Raw genomic sequence first — 21,713 nt, forward strand, 5'->3', positions numbered from 1 at the left:
AACCATTATTAATTTTAGTAAAAAGATAAAGAATGCATATGCTCAGAGGAATTTCAAATTATCTGGGAAAAATAAAAAAGACAAAGTCAAGAATACGGTTCTTGCCATTTTGACGCCTGAATTACAAAAAAAATTGTCTGATTTATCACAAGCCAGTGAAATGACCCGGCAAGAGATGTTAGAGTTATGCATTAATTCTGCATATTTAAAACTTCCGAAGAATATCAGAAGCATTTAAAAATATTTCAGACAGATATTATCACAATGATCATCCCCGAAAGCTCGCCTGAATTATAGACATTAAGGCGAGTTTCTTTTATTTGTCTGAGGTTATTTGATGAAGATACATGAAGGTTTGCAAGATATCACGCAGTCTGTGGCTGTTCTTCCTGATTTTATTAGAAAACAAATACTTTCGAATATTAGCAGGCTTGCGGATTATGAGCCAGTGATCGGCATTATGGGTAAGACCGGAGCCGGAAAATCCAGCCTGTGTAATGCGCTTTTTGCCGGGAACGTTTCGCCGGTCAGTGATGTTGCAGCCTGTACCCGTAAACCGCTACGCTTCCGTTTTCAGGTGGGTGAGCACTTTATGACCATCGTGGATCTGCCCGGTGTCGGTGAAAGTGAAAGGCACGATGAAGAATATGCTGCGCTTTACAGCGAACAGCTTCCCCGGCTGGACCTGGTGCTGTGGTTGATTAAGGCCGATGACCGGGCGCTGGCAGTGGATGAACATTTTTACCGGGAGGTGATTGGTGAGGCATACCGGCATAAGGTGTTGTTTGTTATCAGTCAGTCGGATAAGGCCGAACCCACCAGCGGTGGTGAAAAGCTGTCTACAGAGCAGAAACAGAATATCAGCCGCAAAATCTGCCTGTTACATGAACTGTTCCAGCCGGTAAACCCGGTTTGTGCGGTGTCAGTACGTCTGCAATGGGGGCTTCGGGTAATGGCTGAAAGGATGATCCGTTGCCTGCCACGCGAGGCCAGCAGCCCGGTAGCGGTACAGCTCAGTGCCCCGCTTCGTACCGATGCCATTAATAAAAAAGCCCGTGACGATTTTGGGGAAACGGTCGGCTCGGTACTGGATACAGTAAGTTCCCTACCCCTGATACCAGCCCCGGTTCGGACCATCATTCAGGCTGTACGCGATACCGTGGTGTCGGTCGCCCGGGCCGTCTGGAATTTCTTCTTCTGAATATTGCCACTTAATCCGTCGTTTCCTGAGCCCTGCCGCCATTTGAGCGACAGGGCTTTTTTGTCTTTATTTTCCATCATGAGGAGTCTGCTTATGACCCGTCTGGCTTCGCGCTTTGGCGCAGCAAACCTTATTCGCCGTGACCGCCCGCTAACCCGTGAAGAGTTGTGTCGGGTGGTGCCCAGCGTGTTCAGTGAGGAGAAGCATGCGTCACGCAGCACACGGTATACCTGGATACCAACCATTACTGTTCTTGAAAATCTGCAGCGAGAGGGTTTTCAGCCGTTCTTTGCCTGTCAGACTCGCGTTCGTGACCCAGGGCGCCGTGAACATACCAAGCACATGCTGCGTCTGCGGCGTGAGGGGCAGATTACCGGTAAGCAGGTGCCGGAAATTATTCTGCTCAACTCCCATGATGGCACCAGCTCGTATCAGATGCTGCCGGGATTATTCCGTGCGGTATGCCAGAACGGGCTCGTCTGCGGTGAGTCGTTTGGCGAGGTGCGGGTACCGCACAAAGGCGATGTGGTGAGTCAGGTGATTGAGGGAGCCTATGAGGTACTGGGGATTTTTGACCGTGTAGAAGAGAAACGGGATGCCATGCAGTCGTTGATGCTGCCGCCCTCTGCACAACAGGCTCTGGCACAGGCTGCACTGACGTACCGTTTCGGGGAGGACCACCAGCCGGTTGCGCCGTCACAGGTACTCTCCCCGCGTCGCTGGCAGGATGAGAGTAACGACCTGTGGACCACGTATCAGCGTATTCAGGAGAACCTGATTAAGGGCGGGCTCAGTGGACGGAGTGCAAAAGGCGGACGAACGCATACCCGTGCAGTGCGCGGTATCGACGGCGACGTTAAGCTCAACCGGGCACTGTGGGTGATGGCTGAAGCGATGCTGAGTGGGTTTCAGTCCTGAGCTTGTTATCAGCATGTTAGGAAAGGACACTCCCTGTCCGTTTTACCTCCTCTGGATTGAGTGTTTTTTCACCGTATTTCACGATGTGCCGCGTCGGGCCTGCTTCCGGTGGCAGATAAAAAATAGTTCATTCCATGTCCATACCCTGTCCTCCCCCCTCTTTAGAATCATTTCATATTCAGTCAGTTAACTATTACGGAGATTTAAGATGACACAGGCAGAGCGCCGTCATGACCGGCTGGCTGTCAGGCTGTCACTGATAATCAGCCGCCTGGTTGCAGGTGAAACGCTGAACATGACGCGGCTTGCTGCAGAGTTTGGAGTGTCAGTCCGTACCCTGCGACGGGATTTTCGTGAACGGCTGATGTACCTCGACCTTGAGTATCGACGGGGGCAATGCCGCCTGCGCAGCACCGGTGGGGGCGTACAGGGGGAGCTCGATGCGCTGACCTTCGCGCACCGGGCCGGACTGGCTGATATTTTTCCGGGGCTGGACCGGCGTCTGGCGGGCATGCTGCTCACTGCAGGAGGGATGCCGTGTCTGGTATGGCAGCCGCCACAGTCTGTGTCACCGACCAGCTCACTGGTCTTCTACCGTCTCGTCAGTGCCATTACCGCCTGCCAGCGGGTACTGCTGCTGGCCGAGGGAGAGCGCTGTGACGGGTTGGCCCCATACCGCCTGATATCACTCGACGGCTGCTGGTACCTCACTGGTGAACTTAACGGGTATATCACCGTGCATCCTCTGACGACCATCCATGCGGTGACAGTCCTCAATACCACTTTTATCCCGAAAAAACGTCTCAGCCAGTTAACCACACAGTCGGGCTTTATCCGGGCACTTCCGCACTTCGACTGTATCCGTGAAGTTCTGTCACAGGCTGCCGATAATGTGGAATCGGGCTAGGCTTCGGTTTAATGACCTCTGTTAACAAGGAAAAAAACAATGGCCTAGTTTTACGAGAAAAATAGCGTACGTCACGACGGTGTGACTGAAGACGATATCACCGGACGCATACAACGCAGTGAGCTGACCGTGTCCACGCTGGTATGGCGGTAGGGAATGACGGAGTGGCAACAGCTTTCCACCACGCCACTGATGGCCGCCCTAGCACAGTGCAACACACCTCCGGCATGGCATTTGAGTAGGCGTCTAGCGCCGTATCGGGTGGGCGGTACTGGTTTATCACACGCTGCTCAACATCGCCAAGGGTTACCTGCAAAGGAGGAATACATGGGATTCTGGGATACTGCCGGGAAACTCGCCAAAAACGTCGCTAAAGACGCGCTCGACAGTTCCCGGGAAATGAAGGCGATTCATGACCGCCTAGATGGTCAGAGCAGTACCGCGTTGAAGAAAATTGTCGCGGATGACGGTTACTTCAGCGGCGCAACAGAAATGGAAAAACGCCTTGCACGAAAAACTTTACGTGACCGTGGCGAGAGTTAATCACTGTACAGGGCCTGATATGGCCCTTTTTTTATTTCAGGAGTTTGATAATGAAAAGAAAATATTTCCCTGCCAGCGTGAAATGGGGTTGGTTGGTACTATCTGCAGCATTGGTAGCACCTACCATCGCCCACGCCGATTTCAAAACTGCGATGGACGCTAAAAACTGTCAGCCGCAAGCGAACAATTGTCCGTACCCAGCCGACCTAATGAAGACTGACCCGGAGTTCAAGAAGTCTATTGAAACCGCCATGTCCTGGAATGGACTGGTTGGTTTGCTGGGGCAGGAGGGAGCACTCAATGGCCCACAGGGGCCATTGGAGCCGTTGAAAATCGACGGGAAAGATTATCTGAAAGGTTCGATGTGTGCTGACGGAGATTGTGGCGATCACAACCTGATCTTCCTGTACGAACTCGACCACGGGAACTTCATCGGATTTTACACTAACCGTAACGACGGACAGTGGGTAAATACCCCGAGTGACGGGGAAGCGAAGGTACTGCGTTCCCTGGTCAAAGGAGAAGTGACGCCGGCACAAAACAGCACGACAGCTTCCGCTACTCCAGCTCCGACAGCCGCCCCAGCGAAGGCAGCACCAAAGACCATCTGGGAAGTCACTGGTGATGACGGTAGAACGCTGGGCGATGTTTGTGGTGGTAATAAACAGACGTGTACGGTTGTGGGCAGTACCAAACATATCGTGGCCATCTGGAACCACCAGTCTCTGAACGGGTGTGCTTTCGGTGATATCTACATGGTTGACAAAGATGAATTGTTTTGGAAACAGTACGATACCGGAACTTGTAGTCCGAATGCTTGGATACGCAAAGGCTCTATGAACAACGGCCAATACTGGACTGTTGATGTTGGTGTAGGCAGTGAAGTTGTGATGCAGTACCCGGTCGAGTATTGGTCACTGGTACGCGACTTCACCGGTAAGGATCGTCCGTCCTGGGAAAAAGCAAAACAAGCGGCTAAGCAGTAGCGTTATCGTTACAACACGAAACATACCAAATCCCCCCTCTTTCTGTCCCCTGTCGCTTCTGCGCCAGGGGTTTTTACTTTTTAAGGTGCAACAAAATGCCTGAATTTGTTTTGCTGCCGCCCGGGCCATTCACCCGGGAGCAGGCAGAAGCTGTCGCCACAGCTTACCGCAACATCGCTATTGAAGATGACCAGGACAGCCATTTTCGGCTGGTGGTTCACGATAGCGAAGGAAGTATGGTCTGGCGAGCCTGGAGCTTTGAGCCTGACGCCGGTGCAGGGATTAACCCGTATCTCCGGCAGTACAGCATCCGGCGATAGCCGTCACCCTGCAAATTTCTTACGTATTTCACCCAGCGTCACACGCCATCAACATCTCTTTATTCCCCGATACGCCAGCCACAACCGCTGGCGTTTTTATTAATGGAGAACACCATGACCTCCCTGACTCAGCCTGTATTTACCCCGGCTAATGAGCCGCAACTCACCCTTACTGTCGCCGACGTCCCCGATGCGCTGCGTATTCATTTCTGGCCGCAGCATTTTGGCACCATTCCACAGTGGCTAATGCTGGAGCCGCGCATCTTTGCCTGGATGGACCGCTTCTGCGCGGATTACAGTGGCGGTATCTGGCAGTTTTACACGCTGAGCAATGGCGGTGCGTTTATGGCTCCTGATGCTGAAGGTGACGATAAATGGCATCTGTTCAACGGCATGAACGGCAATGGTGCGGAAATGAGCGCAGAAGCCGCAGGTATTGCTGTCTGCCTGATTGAATACAGCCACCATGCCTGCCGTACCGAATGCGATGCCATGACGGAGCACTATTACCGTCTGCGGGACTACGCCCTGCAGCATCCAGAAGCCCACGCCATTCTGCGTATCATTGACTGACCAGAGGAACAACGAATGAAACAGCTTTCCTTTTTACCCGGCGAGATGACGCCACAGGACCGGCGTCTCATTCAGCGGGCGCTCAGGGCTCTGGAGCGGCACCTGCATGAGCCAGGGGTATCCTTCACCTCCACTCATGCCGTTCGGGAGTGGTTGCGACTACATATGGCCGCACTTGAGCGGGAAGAGTTTAGGGTGCTGTATCTGGATAATCAGAACCAGCTTATCGCCCATGAGACCCTCTTTAGTGGCACGATTAACCGCACCGAGGTCTATCCCCGGGAAGTGGTAAAACGTGCACTGCACTTCAATGCGGCGGCGGTGATACTGGCGCATAACCATCCTTCCGGCGAGACGATGCCCAGCCAAGCTGACAAAGCCCTCACGCAGCGACTGGTTCAGGTACTTCAACTGGTGGATATCCGTATCCCTGACCATCTGATTGTCGGCGGCAGGCAAATCTATTCGTTCGCGGAACACGGTCTTCTGTGAGGTATTAAATGAAAATTATCAGTAAACGCCGGGCAATGACGATATACCGCCAGCATCCTGAGTCCCGAATCTTTCGCTACTGCACCGGCAAATACCAGTGGCACGGTAGCGTCTGTCATTACACAGGCAGGGACGTTCCGGATATCACTGGAGTCCTGGCTGTGTACGCCGAACGCCGCCAGGACCGTAACGGGCCTTACGCCTGCCTGATGAGTATCACCCTGAACTGACAATAAAGAGGTTATAAATGAGCAACACCACATGGGGCCTGCAGCGGGATATTACACCGCGCATGGGGGCACGTCTGGTACAGGAGGGCAACCGGCTGCACTATCTGGCTGACCGGGCCAGTATCACCAGTAAGTTTAGTGATGCCGAATGCCAGAAGTTGGATATCGCATTTCCGCATTTTATCAGTCAGATGGAATCGATGCTGACCACTGGTGAAATGAATCCTCGGCATGCCCATTGCGTCACCCTGTACCACAACGGTTATACCTGCGAAGCCGATACTCTTGGCAGTTGCGGCTACGTATACATCGCTGTTTATCCCACTCAACGCTAACTTAATTTCACGAGAACAAGCATGAAAACTCTACCTGCTACAATTTCGCGGGCGGCGAAGCCCTGTCTGTCGACCGTTGCAGTCTGGCAAATGCTACTGACACGCCTGCTGGAGCAACACTATGGCCTGACGCTGAACGACACACCATTCAGTGATGTAACCGTTATTCAGGAGCATATCAACGCCGGTATTACGCTGGCTGATGCCGTTAACTTTCTGGTGGAAAAGTACGAACTGGTTCGTATCGATCGCAGAAGTTTTAACTGTCAGGAGCAATCACCTTATATTCGGGCGGTAGATATTTTACGGGCAAGACAGGCAACTGGCCTGTTGCGACAAAGCCGTAACAACGCAGTACGGTGAATATTGCGTACAACCTTCCCGATTTGCACTTCCGATCTTTCTCCCTTGTTTACATATTGCATAATGCGGCTGCCACTACCCGGCAGCCGCGTTTGCTTTTTGCGGATAAAATATCATGCAAACTGAAGCTGAAGTATTAACCGGTCATAGCGAACTGATTTGCTCGACTAGTATTGAACGTATAGTGACAGGCCGCGATACAGCACTAAAACAGATCGAACAACTCATTCAGCAAATTGATGCCATTTCACGGCTGACCTCAGAAATAGGCGGTGGTACAGCGCAAGACTGGGCGATGAAAGCCGGGCACCGTTACGACAGTTGGCTGACTGAAAATACTGATAGAGCGCTACCTGCCGTCACCCACAATATTGACCGCAGTATCTGGCGCGATTTGATGCTGAAGTCCGGCATGATGGCCTTGATGGATGCGCAGGCTCGTGACCAGTGGCATAAGAACTTGGAGGAGGGCGATCTTCCTGCTATCAGCGAGGCGAATATCCTCAGCACCTTTGAGCAGCTACATCTGAATAAAATGGACGTCTTCGAACGCAGCATCATTAACGTGTTCAAAGGCCTGTCGTGGGATTACAAAACCAACAGTCCCTGCAGCTTCGGTAAGAAGATTATCGTCAACAATCTGGTGAAGCATGACCGATGGGGCTACAGCCTGAACTGGGGCTGGCGGCGCGATCAGTTAGCCGATCTGGAACGTATGCTGTATTTGCTGGATGGTAAAACCATCCCTGATAACCGGCACGATATCTCCATTCGGTTCATGGATTTTGTTCGCGATAATCCACATCAACAGGTCTTCGAGGATGATTTCTTTAGCATTCGTTATTTTCAGAAAGGCAGCGGACATATCACGTTTAAACGCCTTGATCTGGTGGAGAGGATGAATGATATCGTGGCAAAACATTTTCCTGGAGCGCTACCTGCAAGATAACCTGAGTAGATTATGGGTTTCTGGCATAATCATTGCGGCCAAGAACTCTCAACAGGCTACTACGTAACCTGTAAGTCTAATTTACAAGTTCAGCAGGGAGAGCATCGCCAGACGCTGGCAAACTGAATATGCGAAACTTCAGTTGTTCGGTTTTACCAAACAACTCGGCGTTAAACAGAAGCCGGAGGCGAAAAGGATATTGCCGCTTTACTACAGGCCAAAAAGTAGCTCTGGATGCCTCTGCTCTCCACAAGCAAAATCATTTGGGGGTGCTTATGGGGGTTACTCACTTATCCAACACAAAATGGCAATTTTAAATCAATGAGTTAAGTATCAAATGCGACTCCTGTGATCTCCGCCAAAGCCTATCTCCCGTTTTCTCTTTTCTTCTATAAATCCTTTTATAATCCAATGGTTACAATGAAAATAGTCTGTCTGAATCTACCGTGGTTTACTGGTTTCTACCCTGTGCTGGGGGCATAAAAATACTGCCATTTTGAGACATTTCATACCGTACAGCTTTCAACTGCCCCAAATCAATAACCACCACTCTCCGGTCGGAGGTGCAGCATGTCCGATAACTCGCCCTGCGAAGTGGAAGATCTCATTGATCATGGTCGTGCGTTCATTAACGTCTTTGTATGGTTATATGTGAATAGTCTTGATGTCTTAGCCCTTGATTATGAGCGATTTATATTATTCTAAATCAATAAATCGGCATAAAAACTTCAATAGCACTGATAATAAAGATATGTGCTTAAAAACAGTATTGACATCTGATATAGAACACGTAGATTGGAATTCAACACCGGTGCAATTAGTAGCGAGCTTTTTATTTAACCGGTGTCCATGTAGCAGATTTAAAATAATGCGATAAAGGTCACGAAATATTTTTTTATGTGAGATTCGTTATGAGTTTACTTATAATTTACTCATGCGATGATGCTTTAAGGTCACGCAGTAAATCTTCATAATCGCATTTTGTGGAAGGTACGCGATGAGTTAAGGCTTTGTTGTTAATAGTAATGTTCGCGATTTGTGTACTTCAGTATGAGATCGAGAATATCGCGACGAAAGTAAAGCCACGTAACAAAGAGTATATATCGCGAGGGTGATGTACTAATTTAGTCAGTTTTATCAAAAACATGGCTAAATGTAATAAGTTGGGAATGTTACCATTCAGTTAATATATTGGAGGGCAGAGTTAGTTCTAAACGAAAATATTCCTGTAAAACATGTACATCTTTATAAACAGTACCAAGATAAGTATCACGTTATTAAGTTGATTAATGTTTAATTTTAAATGTGTAGTACCTTAAAAGCCCTGGCTAGTGTAGTCGGGGCTTTTATTATTTTGGGGCTTGCCGCTGTTATGCCGAATAAAAACAGGAGGATGTATGAAGGTCAGGTTGGCGTCACCTGATGAAGCAGGTCAGTTATGGTTGGTAAGGAATAAGGCCATAAGGCATGGGTGTCGAAATGTGTATGATGAGAAAATATTGATTGCCTGGACTCCAGATCAGATGCCCGAGGGATATCCTAAGGCTGTGGCGCATAATCCATTTTTTGTCGTCGATGACCCGGTTAGCCAGCTTGCTGTTGCCACTGGTTTTTTAGATCTCTCATCCAGTAGCGTAGAAGCTATTTTTACATTACCTGAATTTGAAGGCCGCGGTATGGCGTCTTTGATTCTGACAGCCATCAAGCAAGAAGCAAAACAGCGGGGTTTTGCAAAGTTAACACTGGCTGCAACACCTAATGCATCGGCATTTTATGAAAAGAATGGATTTATACTCATTGGTGAGAGCTTATATCCATCCCAGTTGGCACAGGCCAACTTGAGATGTATGGATATGGTCTGTTATTTATAGTGTTGTGAGCCTGCTCTGACTTAATAAGCAGTCTCAAGAAATATCAGCAACAGAGGCTCTGGCAATTAATCTGCCGGTCACGGCATGCCCTTCAGGAACAAAAATGGGATGCTGCTCAATTAGGCTACGTATGCGTTGCAGGCAATTTTCCAATAACTGTTCTGTAGGATAAGAAATGCAAGTTAGCGGTGGGTAAAGCAGCGAGGCCAGCGGAGAGTCTTCCAGGCTTAGCAACGAAACCTCCTGTGGCACGACAATGTTAAATTCACGCATCAGGCGCATAGCTTCAGCGGCATAACTATCGCGTTTTACAATAATGACTGAATAACGGGTAAAGCTGTTAATTAGAGTCAGTAAGGCTTGCTCTACGTTATTTTTTGCGGCTAACAATAACTGCCGGTTAAAAGGCAGTGAGAAGTTTTGCAGCACGTTACGATAACCCTCTACCATCTGGCGGCTGGCATCATCATCTTCATTATCAATGAGTAACGCGATATTGCGATGGCCTTTACCAATCACGTATCGGCAGGCACTTTCTGTTGCAAATGCATAATCATAGCCGCGGCTTTCTGCTCCGGTAACAGCAAACTGATCGAATGCAATGACGTTCTGCGGTGCGTTAGCGCTGAGTTTACCCAATACGACGACAGCCACACATTGGTGTTGGAGTTCTTCAATAAACATTTGTTGTTCAGATTCGTCATTAACATACTGAACAATAAGTGTTTTGTTGAGGTTTTTCATCGCGCGGGACAACTGTGGCAACAGAATGGCAGAAAGCTCCGCTTCACAAGTCGGTAGTACAATGCCAACGTAGCTGGAAGTCTGACTGGCCAGACTTTGGGCGGCAAAACTCGGGCGATAATTGAGTTGCTCGACAGCCCGTAATACTGCTTCCCGACTTTCGTCGCGCACGCCGCGTGTTCCGGTAAGAACGCGCGATACCGTGGCTCTGGAAACATTGGCTAACTTGGAAACATCATCGATTGTTGGCATTGCGTCTTCTGCGTAACGATTTTCCCATTATAGTAGCATAAATAACCGAGATAATTGTTCACAGTGTTGTCACTCCTGGCACTGCTATATCTGTTTATTTATCTGCAAGATAGGCAGCCATGCAGCCCCGCGTACTCCGCTGGCGTCGCCAAATTTGGCTTTCAGAATAGTTGTACGGCAATCATTTGAGAAAATATATTCCTGGATGGCACTGGGCAAATCATCGTAAAGACTCGCTACGTTAGATAAACCACCGCCGATAACAATGGCATGAGGGTCTAGCGTATTAATAACAGTCGCAAGACTGCGGGCAAAGGCGTCAATAAAATGATGGTAGTGTGCCAGCGCGCGAGGCTCTTTTTCTTGGGCGGCAGTGATAATATCTTCGGCGCTGAGTTGAGTACGCCACTGTTGATTAAAACGCTGCGCAAAGCCTGTTCCTGAAATAAAACTTTCAACACAGTTTTTCTGGCCACAATAACACTGTTGCGTTATACCATCCTGCTCCGTCATAAATCCGGGTAACGGGTTGTGACCCCATTCTCCGGTAATGGCATTTGGCCCTGAAAGTAGTGTTTTATTCACCACGATGCCGCCGCCACAACCGGTACCCACTATGACACCAAATACTGTGTTATAACCGGAACCGGCACCATCTACAGCTTCAGAAAGCGTAAAACAGTCAGCATCATTTGCGAGAAAAACGGGTTGTTTTAAGTGCTGAGTTAAATCCCCGGTTAAATCCTGGCCATTCAGTACCAGACAATTACAGTTTTTAATTAAGCCACTTACCGGATCAATTGTGCCTGGCAGCCCAATACCAATTGTAAATTCACCACCCGCTTTATTTTTTATTTCATTAATAAATGAGAGCAGGTTCTCCATAAAGCCTTGATAACTCTCTTTACGAGTTGTTCGGCGTTCACGTAGTCGTATTTCTCCATGAGAATCTAATAATACCGCTTCAATTTTAGTGCCGCCAATATCCAGTCCGAGATGAAACATATTAACCTCATAGAGAACTTCAAAAATGGTCAGAGAGGATATGCCTCTCTGACTTATAACATGACATGCGAGCTGTTATTGTCTGCTGCGGTACAGGTCTATCAGCTCAGTCACTAATTCTTTTGCCAGGATTGAAGTCATTAAATGATCCTGAGCATGAACCATCACCAGTGTCATTTTGGTTTTTCCTTCACCTTCATCAGCTTCAATGAGTTTGGTTTGTACCAAATGGGCCTGTTTGGCGTAATATTCAGCTTCTTTCATTTTTTCATCGGCATCAGCGAAGTTATTTTCTTTAGCGCTACGTAACGCTTCATAGCAAAGACTTCGTGACTGACCGGCATTAATAATAATGCCCATAACCTGTTCTTCTAATTCCATTAATAACCTCGGTGGTATCGTAATTGTGATTTATGCCGCATCCGTTTGCGCGGTTGCATTGTGTTCTGTGGCTTTACCTGTTTCCTGTTCCAATAACTGCTTTTCATAAGCCTTGAGGAAAGGGAAATACATAACGGCAGAGGTTGCCATGCATATCAGGCACAAAATGACCGGACTAAACGTCCAGTTGGCAGCCCATGAAGCACCGATTGGCGCAGGGGTTGTCCAAGGGGTCATTTGAACTACTCTGGATACCAAATCAAAATCCAGCGCAAAATAGGCGAGTGTGGCATTGACCATAGGCACGAGTACAAATGGAATAAAGAACAATGGATTCATAATGATAGGCGCGCCGAACAAAATAGGTTCATTGATGTTGAACATGCCAGGCACAATACCCATTCGGCCAATGGTGCGTAGATGAACCGCTTTACTGCGCATGAGCAGCAATGCTAATGGCAGTGTGGAACCTACGCCGCCAATCAGCAGATAGTGATCCCAGAATCCCTGCACATAGATGTGTGGAATAGCCTGGCTAGCCGCCATTGCCGCCTGGTTTACAGACAGATTTGCCATCCAGAATGGGTTCATAATACCCGTGACAATCAGCGCGCCGTGAATACCGGCAAACCATAATACCTGGCAAACCAATACCGAGATTAAAATAGCAGGTAGGGTATCAGAGGCTGCAACCAAGGGTTTTACCAGTGACATAATAGCTTCAGGAATAATCATTCCCAATTGCGCTTCAATAAATAAATTAAGTGGATGCAGAGTCAGGATGACCGCCAGAACAGGAATTAAAATCTCAAATGAGCGAGCAACACCGGTTGGGACTTCAGGTGGCAGGCGGATAGTAATATTATGACGCTTGAGAAAAGCATAAAGTTCAGTGGAATAGATAGCGACCAAAATAGCGGTAAAAATCCCCTGACCAGAAAAATAAGCGGTAGATATTTGTCCGTCTTTTAAGGGGGCCGCAACCAATAAGAATGCCATCAGTGACAACATGCCCGAAGTTAAAGGATCGAGATTATGGTGGCGCGCTAAACTCGCTGCGATCCCAACTGCAATAAATAGGGTCATGATCCCCATGCTGAAATTAAAAGGCAGCATTAGGCTGGCACGATGTTCTAATGAAAATTGCAACCAGGCGCGAGCAAATCCCCAAGTTGTATCAGGTGAGAAAGGGGGAAATATAAAAACTAACATGAATGAACCGACAATCATGAAAGGGAGTGCGGCGATAAATCCATCACGAATGGATGTAACATATTTCTGCTGACCAATTGCGCCCGCCATTGGCGTGATTTTCTGTTCAATCACGTCGATTAATTTACTGTACAGAGAACCCATGGTTTATCCCTTATTTGTTATTATCAATTAGTGAAAGGGCAAAATCTAAAACCGCAGCACCTTTTTGCATGCCGTAATCCATCATATTGATGGGTTCGACTTTAATGTCGTATGCATTGGCTTTATTCTGTAGATCGCGTTGCATATATTTCACCTGTGGCCCTAATAAAACGACCTGATAATCTCCAACGTTCTGTTCAAACTCCACGACACCGAAAGCCTTAATATCAACTTCAAGATTTCTTTTCTCCGCTTCCTCAACCATTTTCTTCACCAACATGCTGGTAGACATTCCCGCAGAACAACAAAGCATGATTTTTTTCATGGGTAGCTCCGAAATAAATAACGACAGTGATAACGAGCGGACTATAGCTATGATGGAAATAAACGGAAAGCGCTTTCCGTTTATGGATCATTTAAATGTGAGCCTGATCACCAGATGGAGGCTTTCGCTTTGTTGTGATGTGCGCCATCATCCTTCCATAAAACAGCCCCAGAAAGGTTCCACCATGAATATCCAGATCATGAATGTTGCCGTCGCCCTGATTGAGCAGCGCCTGACTCCCTTTGCCAATATGCTTACCCGCAACCATCACATCACGGCTATGCGCGATAGCTTTGCTCTGGCAATGCCCTTTGTGATTGTAGGTAGCTTGATGGTTCCTCTGATTTTTCCGCCATTCTCTATCAATATTGATGGCCGCTTCGGGACGTGGTATTTGCTCTTTCGGCCAATACTGATGCCTATCTTTGAACTGACATTAGGTCTGATTTCGTTGATTATTGCCTTTGGTGCCAGCGCCAGCCTGGCTAAGCAATATCGGCTACCTGAACGGCTTGCTGGGCTCACCGGTTGCCTGGCCTTTCTGATGTTTATTGGGTTCAAAGAGGGCACCGCACCCAATATATTTTTAAGTGGGATGGGGATGTTTACTGCCTTGTTCTCAAGTTTCTATTCAATTGAAATAATAAGATTTTTCTATAAAAAAGGTTGGTGCATACGCTTACCTCAGGAAGTCCCCCTGATGACACGTAATAGCTTTCAGTTATTGGTTCCGCTATTGGTAATTATGTTGTCCATTAGCGTGATGAATACGCTATTGCAGCTTTCGACAGGAATGATGTTACCGAATTTGATCAGTGAAGCACTCCGCCCGTTAATCATTGCCTCTGATACCCTGACAGCTATTTTGATTTCCTTACTTATTTGCCAGTTATTGTGGTTTGTTGGTATTCACGGTTCACTGATTGTCACGGGTATTATGAACCCATTCTGGATGGCAAATTTAGTTGAAAATCAAGAAGCTCTGGCTAATGGTGTGACCCAACTTCCCCATATTTATCTACAAGGATTCTGGGATTTTTACTTATTAATTGGCGGCATTGGCTCAACATTGCCGCTGGTTTTTATGGCGATGCGCAGCCGCTCCAGCCAGCTCAAAAGTGTTGGAAAAATTGGTTTGATCCCCTCGCTGTTTAATATCAATGAACCCATTTTATTTGGTTTTCCAATCATTCTTAACCCTGTGTTTTTATTGCCATTTATTGGTGTTCCGATGATTAATGCCTGCATTGCCTGGTATCTTACTCATCTGGGGGTATTGGATAGAGCGGTTGCTATGTTGCCCTGGTCTATGCCCTCACCCTTAGGTGCTGCATGGGCTGCGAACGGTAGTTGGAAAAACATGTGTATGTGCTTGTTTGCCATCTTCAACTCCTGGATGTTATATCGCCCTTTCTTTTGTGTGTATGAAAAGCAACTTGCTGATTTAGAACGTAAATAACAGATGCTGTTTTCTCGCCATCAATGTGCTGACCCGTCGTCAGGGTCGGCACTTCCCGCTCTCAACAACTAAAAATGCGACTCCAATCACAATTCTAAGGGGATTACTGGCGAATTTGTGACTTGATCCGGCAAATACGGAAAGCGCTTTCCGTTATTGGATGTACATTTCCGTTTCTATTCCGTAAATTTCCCGACGCGTTATTCAGATGCTATTTCAATCAAAAAAAACACAAGGGAAATTATGAAAAGTCTGAACCAATTAATGCCTCTGTCTTTGCTCATCCTGACGGCCATGAGTCATCAGGCCAGTGCAGAAAAATATGATTTTGCACTACATGGTTATATTCGCTCTGGCATTTTGGCCAATAGCGATGGTAACCGTGTCGATTCTGTTGGCTTGATGCCTGATGGGAAATGGCGTCTTGGTAACGAAGATGATACGAAAATTGAATTAGTTCCGCAGGTTACGCTGACATCAGATTCTGGTGCCGTGGCCAAAATTCAGGCCAATATCACCCATCAAAGTAAATGTACCTCTGACTGGAACTGTCTGGATGAAGACGGTAAGGCGGTACAATTCCGTGAAGGTTATGTCGAAATGACTAACCTCGACTTTGCTCCTGAAGTGGCTTTTTGGGGCGGAAAACGCTACAGCAGCTCCAACACCTCAAGCCATCAGTTTGACTGGGAATATATTCAATACAACGGGACTGGGGGCGGGTTCGATAACCTGGACTTAGGCTTCGCACGTTTTGATGCCGGTATCTACGCTTTTACCCCAACCGATGAAAGCAAAGCATTCCCGGTGGATAAAAGTGATCAGGGCTACCCCGATGATTACTCCCTGAACCTATGGTTGAAGAAGATTGGCGGGTCACCCATTGACCTGGAAGTGGTCGGTCATCACATGAATAACAGCGAAAAACATGTTGATGCGGCGGAAAAAGGCTATGGCTTCACGGGTATTTATAATTTCGACGGATTTTATGGCATCGCTGGCGGCTATTCCAAATTCGTTGTGCAGTATGGCCGAGGGTTGGCCGCGGGGGATTCTTTGGGTAAGAACGGCTGGGGTTGGGCCAACCTGGAAGATACTCAATCCTGGCGCGTGGTACTGGACGGAATGGCCTCACTGGGTGAATGGGATATCTCCACCTTTGCCTACTACCAAAAAGATAAAAACTACCGTTGGTGGAGCAGCGATGAGAAAGGTTGGGGTCGGACAAGCTGGGTTGCCGGGGTTCGTCCTTACCAGCAAATTACCAAACACTTCGCAATGCAATATGAAGTGGGTTACGAGTATCTGGATGATGACAACTACAAAGGTGTTGATGGCAAAGGAAAAGGCGGCTTAACCAAAGTCACTATTGCCCCAACATTGACTTTCGATTCCGGCTTCTGGAGCCGCCCACAACTGCGCGTTTTTGCCACTTATGCCAAATGGGATAAGGGCGTATCTGATGCCCTTGATGGCAATTACAACTGGGACACCAATAGTATCAGCGCTGGAGGTTATAGCCGCAGTGGGAAAACCGACACGCTGAACTTTGGTATTCAAGCTGAAGTGTGGTTCTAAGGGGGAAATGATGAAAATTATCCGAAGAAAAACGTTGCTGCTATCCCTGTTGTCAGCATTGGCGAGCGCCGGTGCAATGGCGGCTGAACAGTCTCATTTTGAGCACTTTATTACCCGTCAGGGCGCGCAGTTAATGGAGGGAGACAAGACCTTCCGTTTTGCCGGGATTCATGCGCCTGAATTACACCGCATTGAAGATGATGCTCGTGGCACCTGTAAAGCGGATCCACGGGGGTGGGGGCAATATTTTAAATGGCCGACGGCTCAAGAGCAGGAAAATTGGATCAAGGCGATGGTGGCAACGGGTGCGAAAGCCCAGCGCGTCTACGTACTATCAGTTCAGCAGGAGAATGATAAAGACTGCGAACGTGAAACTCATATTCTGGCACCTTCCACACCGGATGGTATGCCACGGCTGAATGAAAAAGCGATGACGGTTTATGACAACATGATAGCCGAAGCTGATAAGCAAGGGCTGCGGCTTATCTTGCCGTTTATTGACCATTGGTGGTGGTGGGGCGGTCGTGAACAATTAGCGGCGTTTTATCACGAAAAACCCGAGGCATTTTACGATACCTCGAGCAAAACCTATCAGGCCTATAAAGACATTATTCGTCAGGTTATTACCCGAACCAATACGGTAACTGGCCGCCCCTATTATGATGAAAAAGCCATCATGGCCTGGGAAACTGGTAATGAGCTGGAGGATACCAATGCGGCCTTTTTGCACGAAACGGCCGCGTGGATTAAAAAGTTGGCTCCACATCAATTAGTGGTCGACGGCACTTATAAGAAAATTAATGATTTCTCAGTTAATGATCCGAATGTCGATATCGTCAGCAATCACTATTACACCAACGCTGGCAACAATCACCCAGATCAGGTGGCGAAAGACTTAACGGCTATCGGCGGCAAAAAAGTTTATCTGGTGGGCGAGTTTGGTCTGCTGGACAGCAGTGAACTGAATAGCATTATGCAGTCTATTGTTCACACCGATGTTAATGGTGCCAAGGCCGCAGGGGGCTTTATCTGGGGCTTCCGTGGGCATCGTCAGGATGGGGGATTTTACTGGCACAAAGAGTATACCGGCCACTACAGCTATCATTTACCTGGCTTCCCTGAAGGAAAGGCCAATCAGGAAATGGATGTGGTGAATCTGGTGCGCACCGCGTCTGCACAGATGTCCGGGCTGGATAAGGCCCCGCCATTGCCAGTACCCGATGCACCAAAGTTACGTGATAGCCAATCACCATTCGCAATTAATTGGATGGGGGCCGCCGTTGGTCGTAGTTATGACGTAGAGCGTGCGGACAGTGAAAATGGCCCATGGAAAGTGGTAGGTCATGACATTTCTGACGGCATTCAGGCGTGGGATCCTGCCAAAATGGATTTGTTCCGCGATGATTATTCTGCTCTGAAATTAGGTAAAACCTACTATTACCGCGTGGTCGCCAAGAACGAATCCGGCAAATCTGCGCCGTCCAACGTTATCAGTATTACCCATCACCAGAAAAATCAGGCTCCGGTTATCGAGCTGAATGATAAGGCGACGACCACGCAGGATAAGGGAATCGGTCTTGATGCCCGTTGGCAGGACGATAACTTGCCCGGCCATGGTGTGAGTGTGAAATGGACAAGTAGCGGCAAGCATCAGGCACATTTTTGTCACGATGATCAGGCCTCCACTCGAGTTTGGTTCCCAGCGGCAGGCAATTATTCACTGACCTTTACGGCGGATGATGGGTTACTGAAAAGCAGCAAAGTGGTTGAGGTTGCGGTGAGTAAAGCAACCGGTAAAGCGCCAGCGGATTACTGCAATTTTGCTGGCCCGAAACTCGGTGTTAAAGACGGCAAAGTGAATGTGGTGAAGAGTGATGAAAACCAGCTTGCTACCGGTGACGATGGGTTCCTCGGCCCGTTTGTCAACGAAGGCGATAAAGTTACCTGGCAGATAAATGCGCCATGGGACGGTGCGTACAAACTGCATATTTTCTTTAATGGTAAATGGGGCGGTAAGAAAAACTCGATTCAGGTAAACAGTGATAATCCACTACAAATTGAATTCCCGGAAACCGATGAAAAAGGGCAGGAAATGGTGGTGCCGGTGCAGTTGAAGCAGGGGGAGAACACCCTTGGTTTCGGTAAGTATTCCGGTGACTGGGGCTATATGTTCATTAAGTCCATGCAGGTGACAGCAGAGTAGTTTTTTCGCTGCGCCTTCACTGGCGCAGCCTTTTTCAGGTGCCAGGCACCGGAATCCTTAGGAGGTTGTATGACAACATATCAGTTCCCCGCTGGTTTTTTCTGGGGGGCAGCGGCGTCTGGCCCACAGACTGAAGGCACTGACAATAAACCGCACCGATCCATTTGGGATAGCTGGTTTGCCAGTCATCCGGAGCGTTTCTTTCAGCAAATCGGCCCGACCAAAGTGTGCGAAACGCTGCACAAATATAAAGAAGACGTCGCGCTGATGAAAAGCATTGGCTTTAACTCATTTCGCACGTCAATTCAGTGGTCGCGTTTGATTGAGGATTTTGAAACGGGTAAACCGAACGATGACGCGGTGCGCTTTTATCATGACTATTTTGACGAGATGATCCGTAATGGCATTGAACCAATAATTAATCTTTATCATTTTGATATGCCAGAAGAATTACAGAATCGTCATGGTGGGTTTGAATCTCGCCATGTGGCTGAGCTGTTCGCCCGTTTTGCCAAAACAGCTTTTGAACTGTTTGGTCATAAAATCAAATACTGGACCACTTTCAATGAGCCGATCGTCCCGGTGGAAGGCGGATATCTGTATGACTTCCATTACCCGTGTAAAAAAGATGGCAAACTGGCCGCTCAGGTAGCATTCAATATCATGCTGGCACACGCCAAAGCGGTAAAATGTTATCGCGAACAGCAGCTTACCGGAGAAATTGGTGTGGTGCTTAACCTCACACCTTCCTATACCCGTAGTGATTCGCCGGAAGACCAAAAAGCAGCCTGGTATGCCGATTTACTGTTTAACCGCAGCTTCCTCGACCCTTTAGTGAAACATCAGTTCCCCAAAGAACTGTGTGAAATACTGGCTACTCACGATTGCCTACCTATCGTCAGCAAAGAAGATGTCTGCTTAATTACCGACTCTCGCATAGATTTTTTAGGGGTAAATTACTATGTTCCACGCCGGGTAAAGGCACGTGAAAGTGAATATACCCTTGATTATTTTACCCCGGAATATTACTTCGAAAACTATGTCGATCCTGATGGTCGTTTTAACCCCTACCGTGATAATAACGAAATTCTGCCGCAAGCTATTTATGATATTGCGGCCAATATTCGTGACAATTACAGCAATATAAAATGGTATCTGGCTGAAATTGGTATCGCCATGGATTTGGAGTCAGAAGGGCCAGTGCAGGCAGATGGCGTGATTGATGACAGCTTTCGTATTGCCCTAATGGAAGAACATTTAGTGCAGTTGCATCGGGCAATCAATGAAGGAGCGAATTGTTTTGGCGTACATCAGTGGACGTTTATTGATAACTGGTCATGGATTAACTCTTTTAAGCGGCGTTACGGCTTCTATCGGCTGGATTTGGCTACTGGCGAACGGCAAATAAAACGCAATGGATTGTGGTTTAAATCTCTTGCTGAAACTAATCAATTTAGCCGACAGGATTAAGCCATTAAAGGAGTAAAGGTTATGAGCAGCAAGCTATCGCGCTGTTTTTATCAGCTTGATAATAGAGTTAAAAATTATGCCTGGGGAAGCCGTACTGCGCTAAACCAATTGTTTAATATCCCTAACCCTGATGGGCAACCGCAGGCCGAATTGTGGATGGGCATCCACCCCGCGGGTGTTTCTACTATCAATGAGCAGGGCCAGATTAAAGCATTATCGGATGTAATTGCTGAGGATAAATGTCGAATTCTGGGGGCATCAACGGCGGAGCGTTTCGCTGATCTGCCTTTTTTGCTGAAAATACTGTCTGCTGAAAGTGCCCTGTCTATTCAGGTTCACCCTCAAAAAGCGCAGGCTGAAACCGGATTCTGGCAGCAGCAACGGCAACCACATCGCGCCGCATCACCTGATTATAATGATGCGAACCATAAGCCGGAGCTGGTTTATGCCATAACGTCTTTTCAGGCCATGAATGGTTTTCGGGAAGTTGACCAGATAATTGCGCATTTTAAAGCACTCGATATCCCCGCCATTACTACGGCACTCAATGCGTTGATAACCCAACCGAATGCTGACGGTTTGAAGCTGTTTTTCGTCACGCTGATGCAGTTAACACCTGCATTGTGCCAACAGGCGGTACGGCAACTGGTGAGTCAGGCGCAGGCTTGTTTCTCACCAGAACTGGCAACATTGATTCATAACCTCAATCAATCCTATCCAGATGATATCGGCGTTTTTGCTCCCTTATTATTAAATTGCATTACTTTGGCACCAGGGGAGGCGATGTTTCTACAACCGGGCACACTTCATGCCTACGTAAAAGGTACGGCGATTGAAGTCATGGCCAGCTCTGATAACGTGTTGCGTGCAGGGCTTACCAGCAAAAAAATCAATCTTTCTGAGTTGGTGCTGTGCACGACGTTTACCTCTATAAAGCACAATGATTTGATCCTGAACCCCAGCCAAACCCAACAGTGCTTTGATTACAGCGTTCCGGTAGATGATTTTCGTTTTTGTATTTTCTCCAATGTGGAGAATCAGGCTATGACGGTCAACAGCGCCGAAATTATTCTGGTCATCAGTGGCGTTACCACACTCCATCATGCCAGTGGTGAAACATTAATATTAAGCGCTGGGCAGTCTGTATTTATTCCGGCATTCATCGAAAAATTTACCCTCACTTGTTCTGGCAAAGTTTGCAGAGTGTATTGCTAATAGAATAGTTATTTCTGGCTTATATTTATCTTAATAT

The 21,713-nt window shown here is 47.7% G+C and carries 24 protein-coding genes; 19 read left to right on the plus strand and 5 right to left on the minus strand.

What is annotated here, in order from left to right; genetic code table 11:
• From HU019_RS20205 to HU019_RS18110, 14 genes are all read left to right on the plus strand, one after another.
• Positions 1 to 238 (plus strand): hypothetical protein (locus HU019_RS20205; RefSeq protein ID WP_217450949.1); only part of this gene is annotated, 238 nt, incomplete at its 5' end.
• 99 nt (positions 239 to 337) lie between these two features.
• A complete protein-coding gene (locus tag HU019_RS18050) occupies positions 338 to 1,201 on the plus strand; it encodes a GTPase family protein (protein ID WP_039026314.1) in 864 nt (287 codons plus the stop codon).
• 93 nt (positions 1,202 to 1,294) lie between these two features.
• Entirely contained in the window at positions 1,295 to 2,119 is an 825-nt protein-coding gene (locus HU019_RS18055; protein ID WP_039026313.1) for a DUF932 domain-containing protein, read from the plus strand.
• Positions 2,120 to 2,327: 208 nt separating this feature from the next.
• Entirely contained in the window at positions 2,328 to 3,026 is a 699-nt protein-coding gene (locus HU019_RS18060; protein ID WP_039026312.1) for a DeoR family transcriptional regulator, read from the plus strand.
• A gap of 234 nt (positions 3,027 to 3,260) precedes the next feature.
• On the plus strand, positions 3,261 to 3,569 hold the full coding sequence (locus HU019_RS20565; protein ID WP_227739262.1) for a hypothetical protein: 309 nt from the start codon (positions 3,261 to 3,263) through the stop codon (positions 3,567 to 3,569).
• Between the two features lie 50 nt (positions 3,570 to 3,619).
• On the plus strand, positions 3,620 to 4,555 hold the full coding sequence (locus HU019_RS18070) for an Ivy family c-type lysozyme inhibitor (RefSeq protein ID WP_072038556.1): 936 nt from the start codon (positions 3,620 to 3,622) through the stop codon (positions 4,553 to 4,555).
• 95 nt (positions 4,556 to 4,650) lie between these two features.
• Positions 4,651 to 4,875, plus strand: coding sequence for a DUF905 domain-containing protein (locus HU019_RS18075; RefSeq protein ID WP_039026310.1), 225 nt, complete (start codon positions 4,651 to 4,653; stop codon positions 4,873 to 4,875).
• 114 nt (positions 4,876 to 4,989) lie between these two features.
• A complete protein-coding gene (locus HU019_RS18080) occupies positions 4,990 to 5,448 on the plus strand; it encodes an antirestriction protein (RefSeq protein ID WP_039026309.1) in 459 nt (152 codons plus the stop codon).
• A 15-nt stretch (positions 5,449 to 5,463) separates the two neighbouring features.
• A complete protein-coding gene (locus tag HU019_RS18085; RefSeq protein ID WP_039026308.1) occupies positions 5,464 to 5,940 on the plus strand; it encodes a JAB domain-containing protein in 477 nt (158 codons plus the stop codon).
• A gap of 8 nt (positions 5,941 to 5,948) precedes the next feature.
• Entirely contained in the window at positions 5,949 to 6,170 is a 222-nt protein-coding gene (locus tag HU019_RS18090) for a DUF987 domain-containing protein (protein ID WP_000691995.1), read from the plus strand.
• A 17-nt stretch (positions 6,171 to 6,187) separates the two neighbouring features.
• Complete coding sequence (locus tag HU019_RS18095; RefSeq protein WP_039026307.1) at positions 6,188 to 6,505, plus strand: type IV toxin-antitoxin system YeeU family antitoxin; 318 nt, start codon at positions 6,188 to 6,190, stop codon at positions 6,503 to 6,505.
• 21 nt (positions 6,506 to 6,526) lie between these two features.
• Positions 6,527 to 6,868, plus strand: coding sequence for a TA system toxin CbtA family protein (locus tag HU019_RS18100; protein ID WP_039026306.1), 342 nt, complete (start codon positions 6,527 to 6,529; stop codon positions 6,866 to 6,868).
• Between the two features lie 115 nt (positions 6,869 to 6,983).
• A complete protein-coding gene (locus tag HU019_RS18105) occupies positions 6,984 to 7,817 on the plus strand; it encodes a DUF4942 domain-containing protein (RefSeq protein ID WP_039026305.1) in 834 nt (277 codons plus the stop codon).
• Between the two features lie 1,397 nt (positions 7,818 to 9,214).
• Positions 9,215 to 9,688, plus strand: a complete 474-nt coding sequence (locus tag HU019_RS18110; protein ID WP_174848229.1) for a GNAT family N-acetyltransferase — start codon at positions 9,215 to 9,217, stop codon at positions 9,686 to 9,688.
• A gap of 33 nt (positions 9,689 to 9,721) precedes the next feature.
• On the opposite strand, the gene HU019_RS18115 is transcribed toward HU019_RS18110, so the two are convergent.
• The 5 genes from HU019_RS18115 to HU019_RS18135 form a co-directional block, all read right to left on the minus strand.
• Positions 9,722 to 10,684 carry a LacI family DNA-binding transcriptional regulator gene (locus HU019_RS18115; RefSeq protein WP_174848228.1) on the minus strand — a complete coding sequence of 321 codons (963 nt, stop codon included), beginning with the start codon at positions 10,682 to 10,684 and terminating at the stop codon, positions 9,722 to 9,724.
• A gap of 84 nt (positions 10,685 to 10,768) precedes the next feature.
• Positions 10,769 to 11,689, minus strand: coding sequence for an ROK family protein (locus tag HU019_RS18120; protein WP_174848227.1), 921 nt, complete (start codon positions 11,687 to 11,689; stop codon positions 10,769 to 10,771).
• A 75-nt stretch (positions 11,690 to 11,764) separates the two neighbouring features.
• Complete coding sequence (locus HU019_RS18125) at positions 11,765 to 12,070, minus strand: PTS lactose/cellobiose transporter subunit IIA (RefSeq protein WP_174848226.1); 306 nt, start codon at positions 12,068 to 12,070, stop codon at positions 11,765 to 11,767.
• A gap of 30 nt (positions 12,071 to 12,100) precedes the next feature.
• Positions 12,101 to 13,426, minus strand: coding sequence for a PTS sugar transporter subunit IIC (locus tag HU019_RS18130; RefSeq protein WP_174848225.1), 1,326 nt, complete (start codon positions 13,424 to 13,426; stop codon positions 12,101 to 12,103).
• A 10-nt stretch (positions 13,427 to 13,436) separates the two neighbouring features.
• Positions 13,437 to 13,751: a PTS sugar transporter subunit IIB gene (locus HU019_RS18135; RefSeq protein WP_174848224.1), complete on the minus strand. Its 315-nt coding sequence runs from the start codon at positions 13,749 to 13,751 to the stop codon at positions 13,437 to 13,439.
• A 184-nt stretch (positions 13,752 to 13,935) separates the two neighbouring features.
• Here HU019_RS18135 and HU019_RS18140 point away from each other — a divergent pair, with 184 nt between their 5' ends.
• The 5 genes from HU019_RS18140 (at position 13,936) to manA (ending at position 21,676) form a co-directional block, all read left to right on the plus strand.
• Complete coding sequence (locus HU019_RS18140; protein ID WP_174850509.1) at positions 13,936 to 15,210, plus strand: PTS sugar transporter subunit IIC; 1,275 nt, start codon at positions 13,936 to 13,938, stop codon at positions 15,208 to 15,210.
• A gap of 243 nt (positions 15,211 to 15,453) precedes the next feature.
• On the plus strand, positions 15,454 to 16,788 hold the full coding sequence (locus HU019_RS18145) for a maltoporin (protein WP_174848223.1): 1,335 nt from the start codon (positions 15,454 to 15,456) through the stop codon (positions 16,786 to 16,788).
• Between the two features lie 10 nt (positions 16,789 to 16,798).
• Positions 16,799 to 18,991, plus strand: coding sequence for a CBM35 domain-containing protein (locus HU019_RS18150; protein WP_174848249.1), 2,193 nt, complete (start codon positions 16,799 to 16,801; stop codon positions 18,989 to 18,991).
• Positions 18,992 to 19,060: 69 nt separating this feature from the next.
• Positions 19,061 to 20,461, plus strand: coding sequence for a glycoside hydrolase family 1 protein (locus HU019_RS18155; RefSeq protein ID WP_174848222.1), 1,401 nt, complete (start codon positions 19,061 to 19,063; stop codon positions 20,459 to 20,461).
• Positions 20,462 to 20,482: 21 nt separating this feature from the next.
• Entirely contained in the window at positions 20,483 to 21,676 is a 1,194-nt protein-coding gene (manA, locus tag HU019_RS18160; RefSeq protein WP_174848221.1) for a mannose-6-phosphate isomerase, class I, read from the plus strand.
• Positions 21,677 to 21,713 lie beyond the last annotated feature (37 nt).

Source organism: Yersinia artesiana, from assembly GCF_902726545.1.
Taxonomy (GTDB): domain Bacteria; phylum Pseudomonadota; class Gammaproteobacteria; order Enterobacterales; family Enterobacteriaceae; genus Yersinia; species Yersinia artesiana.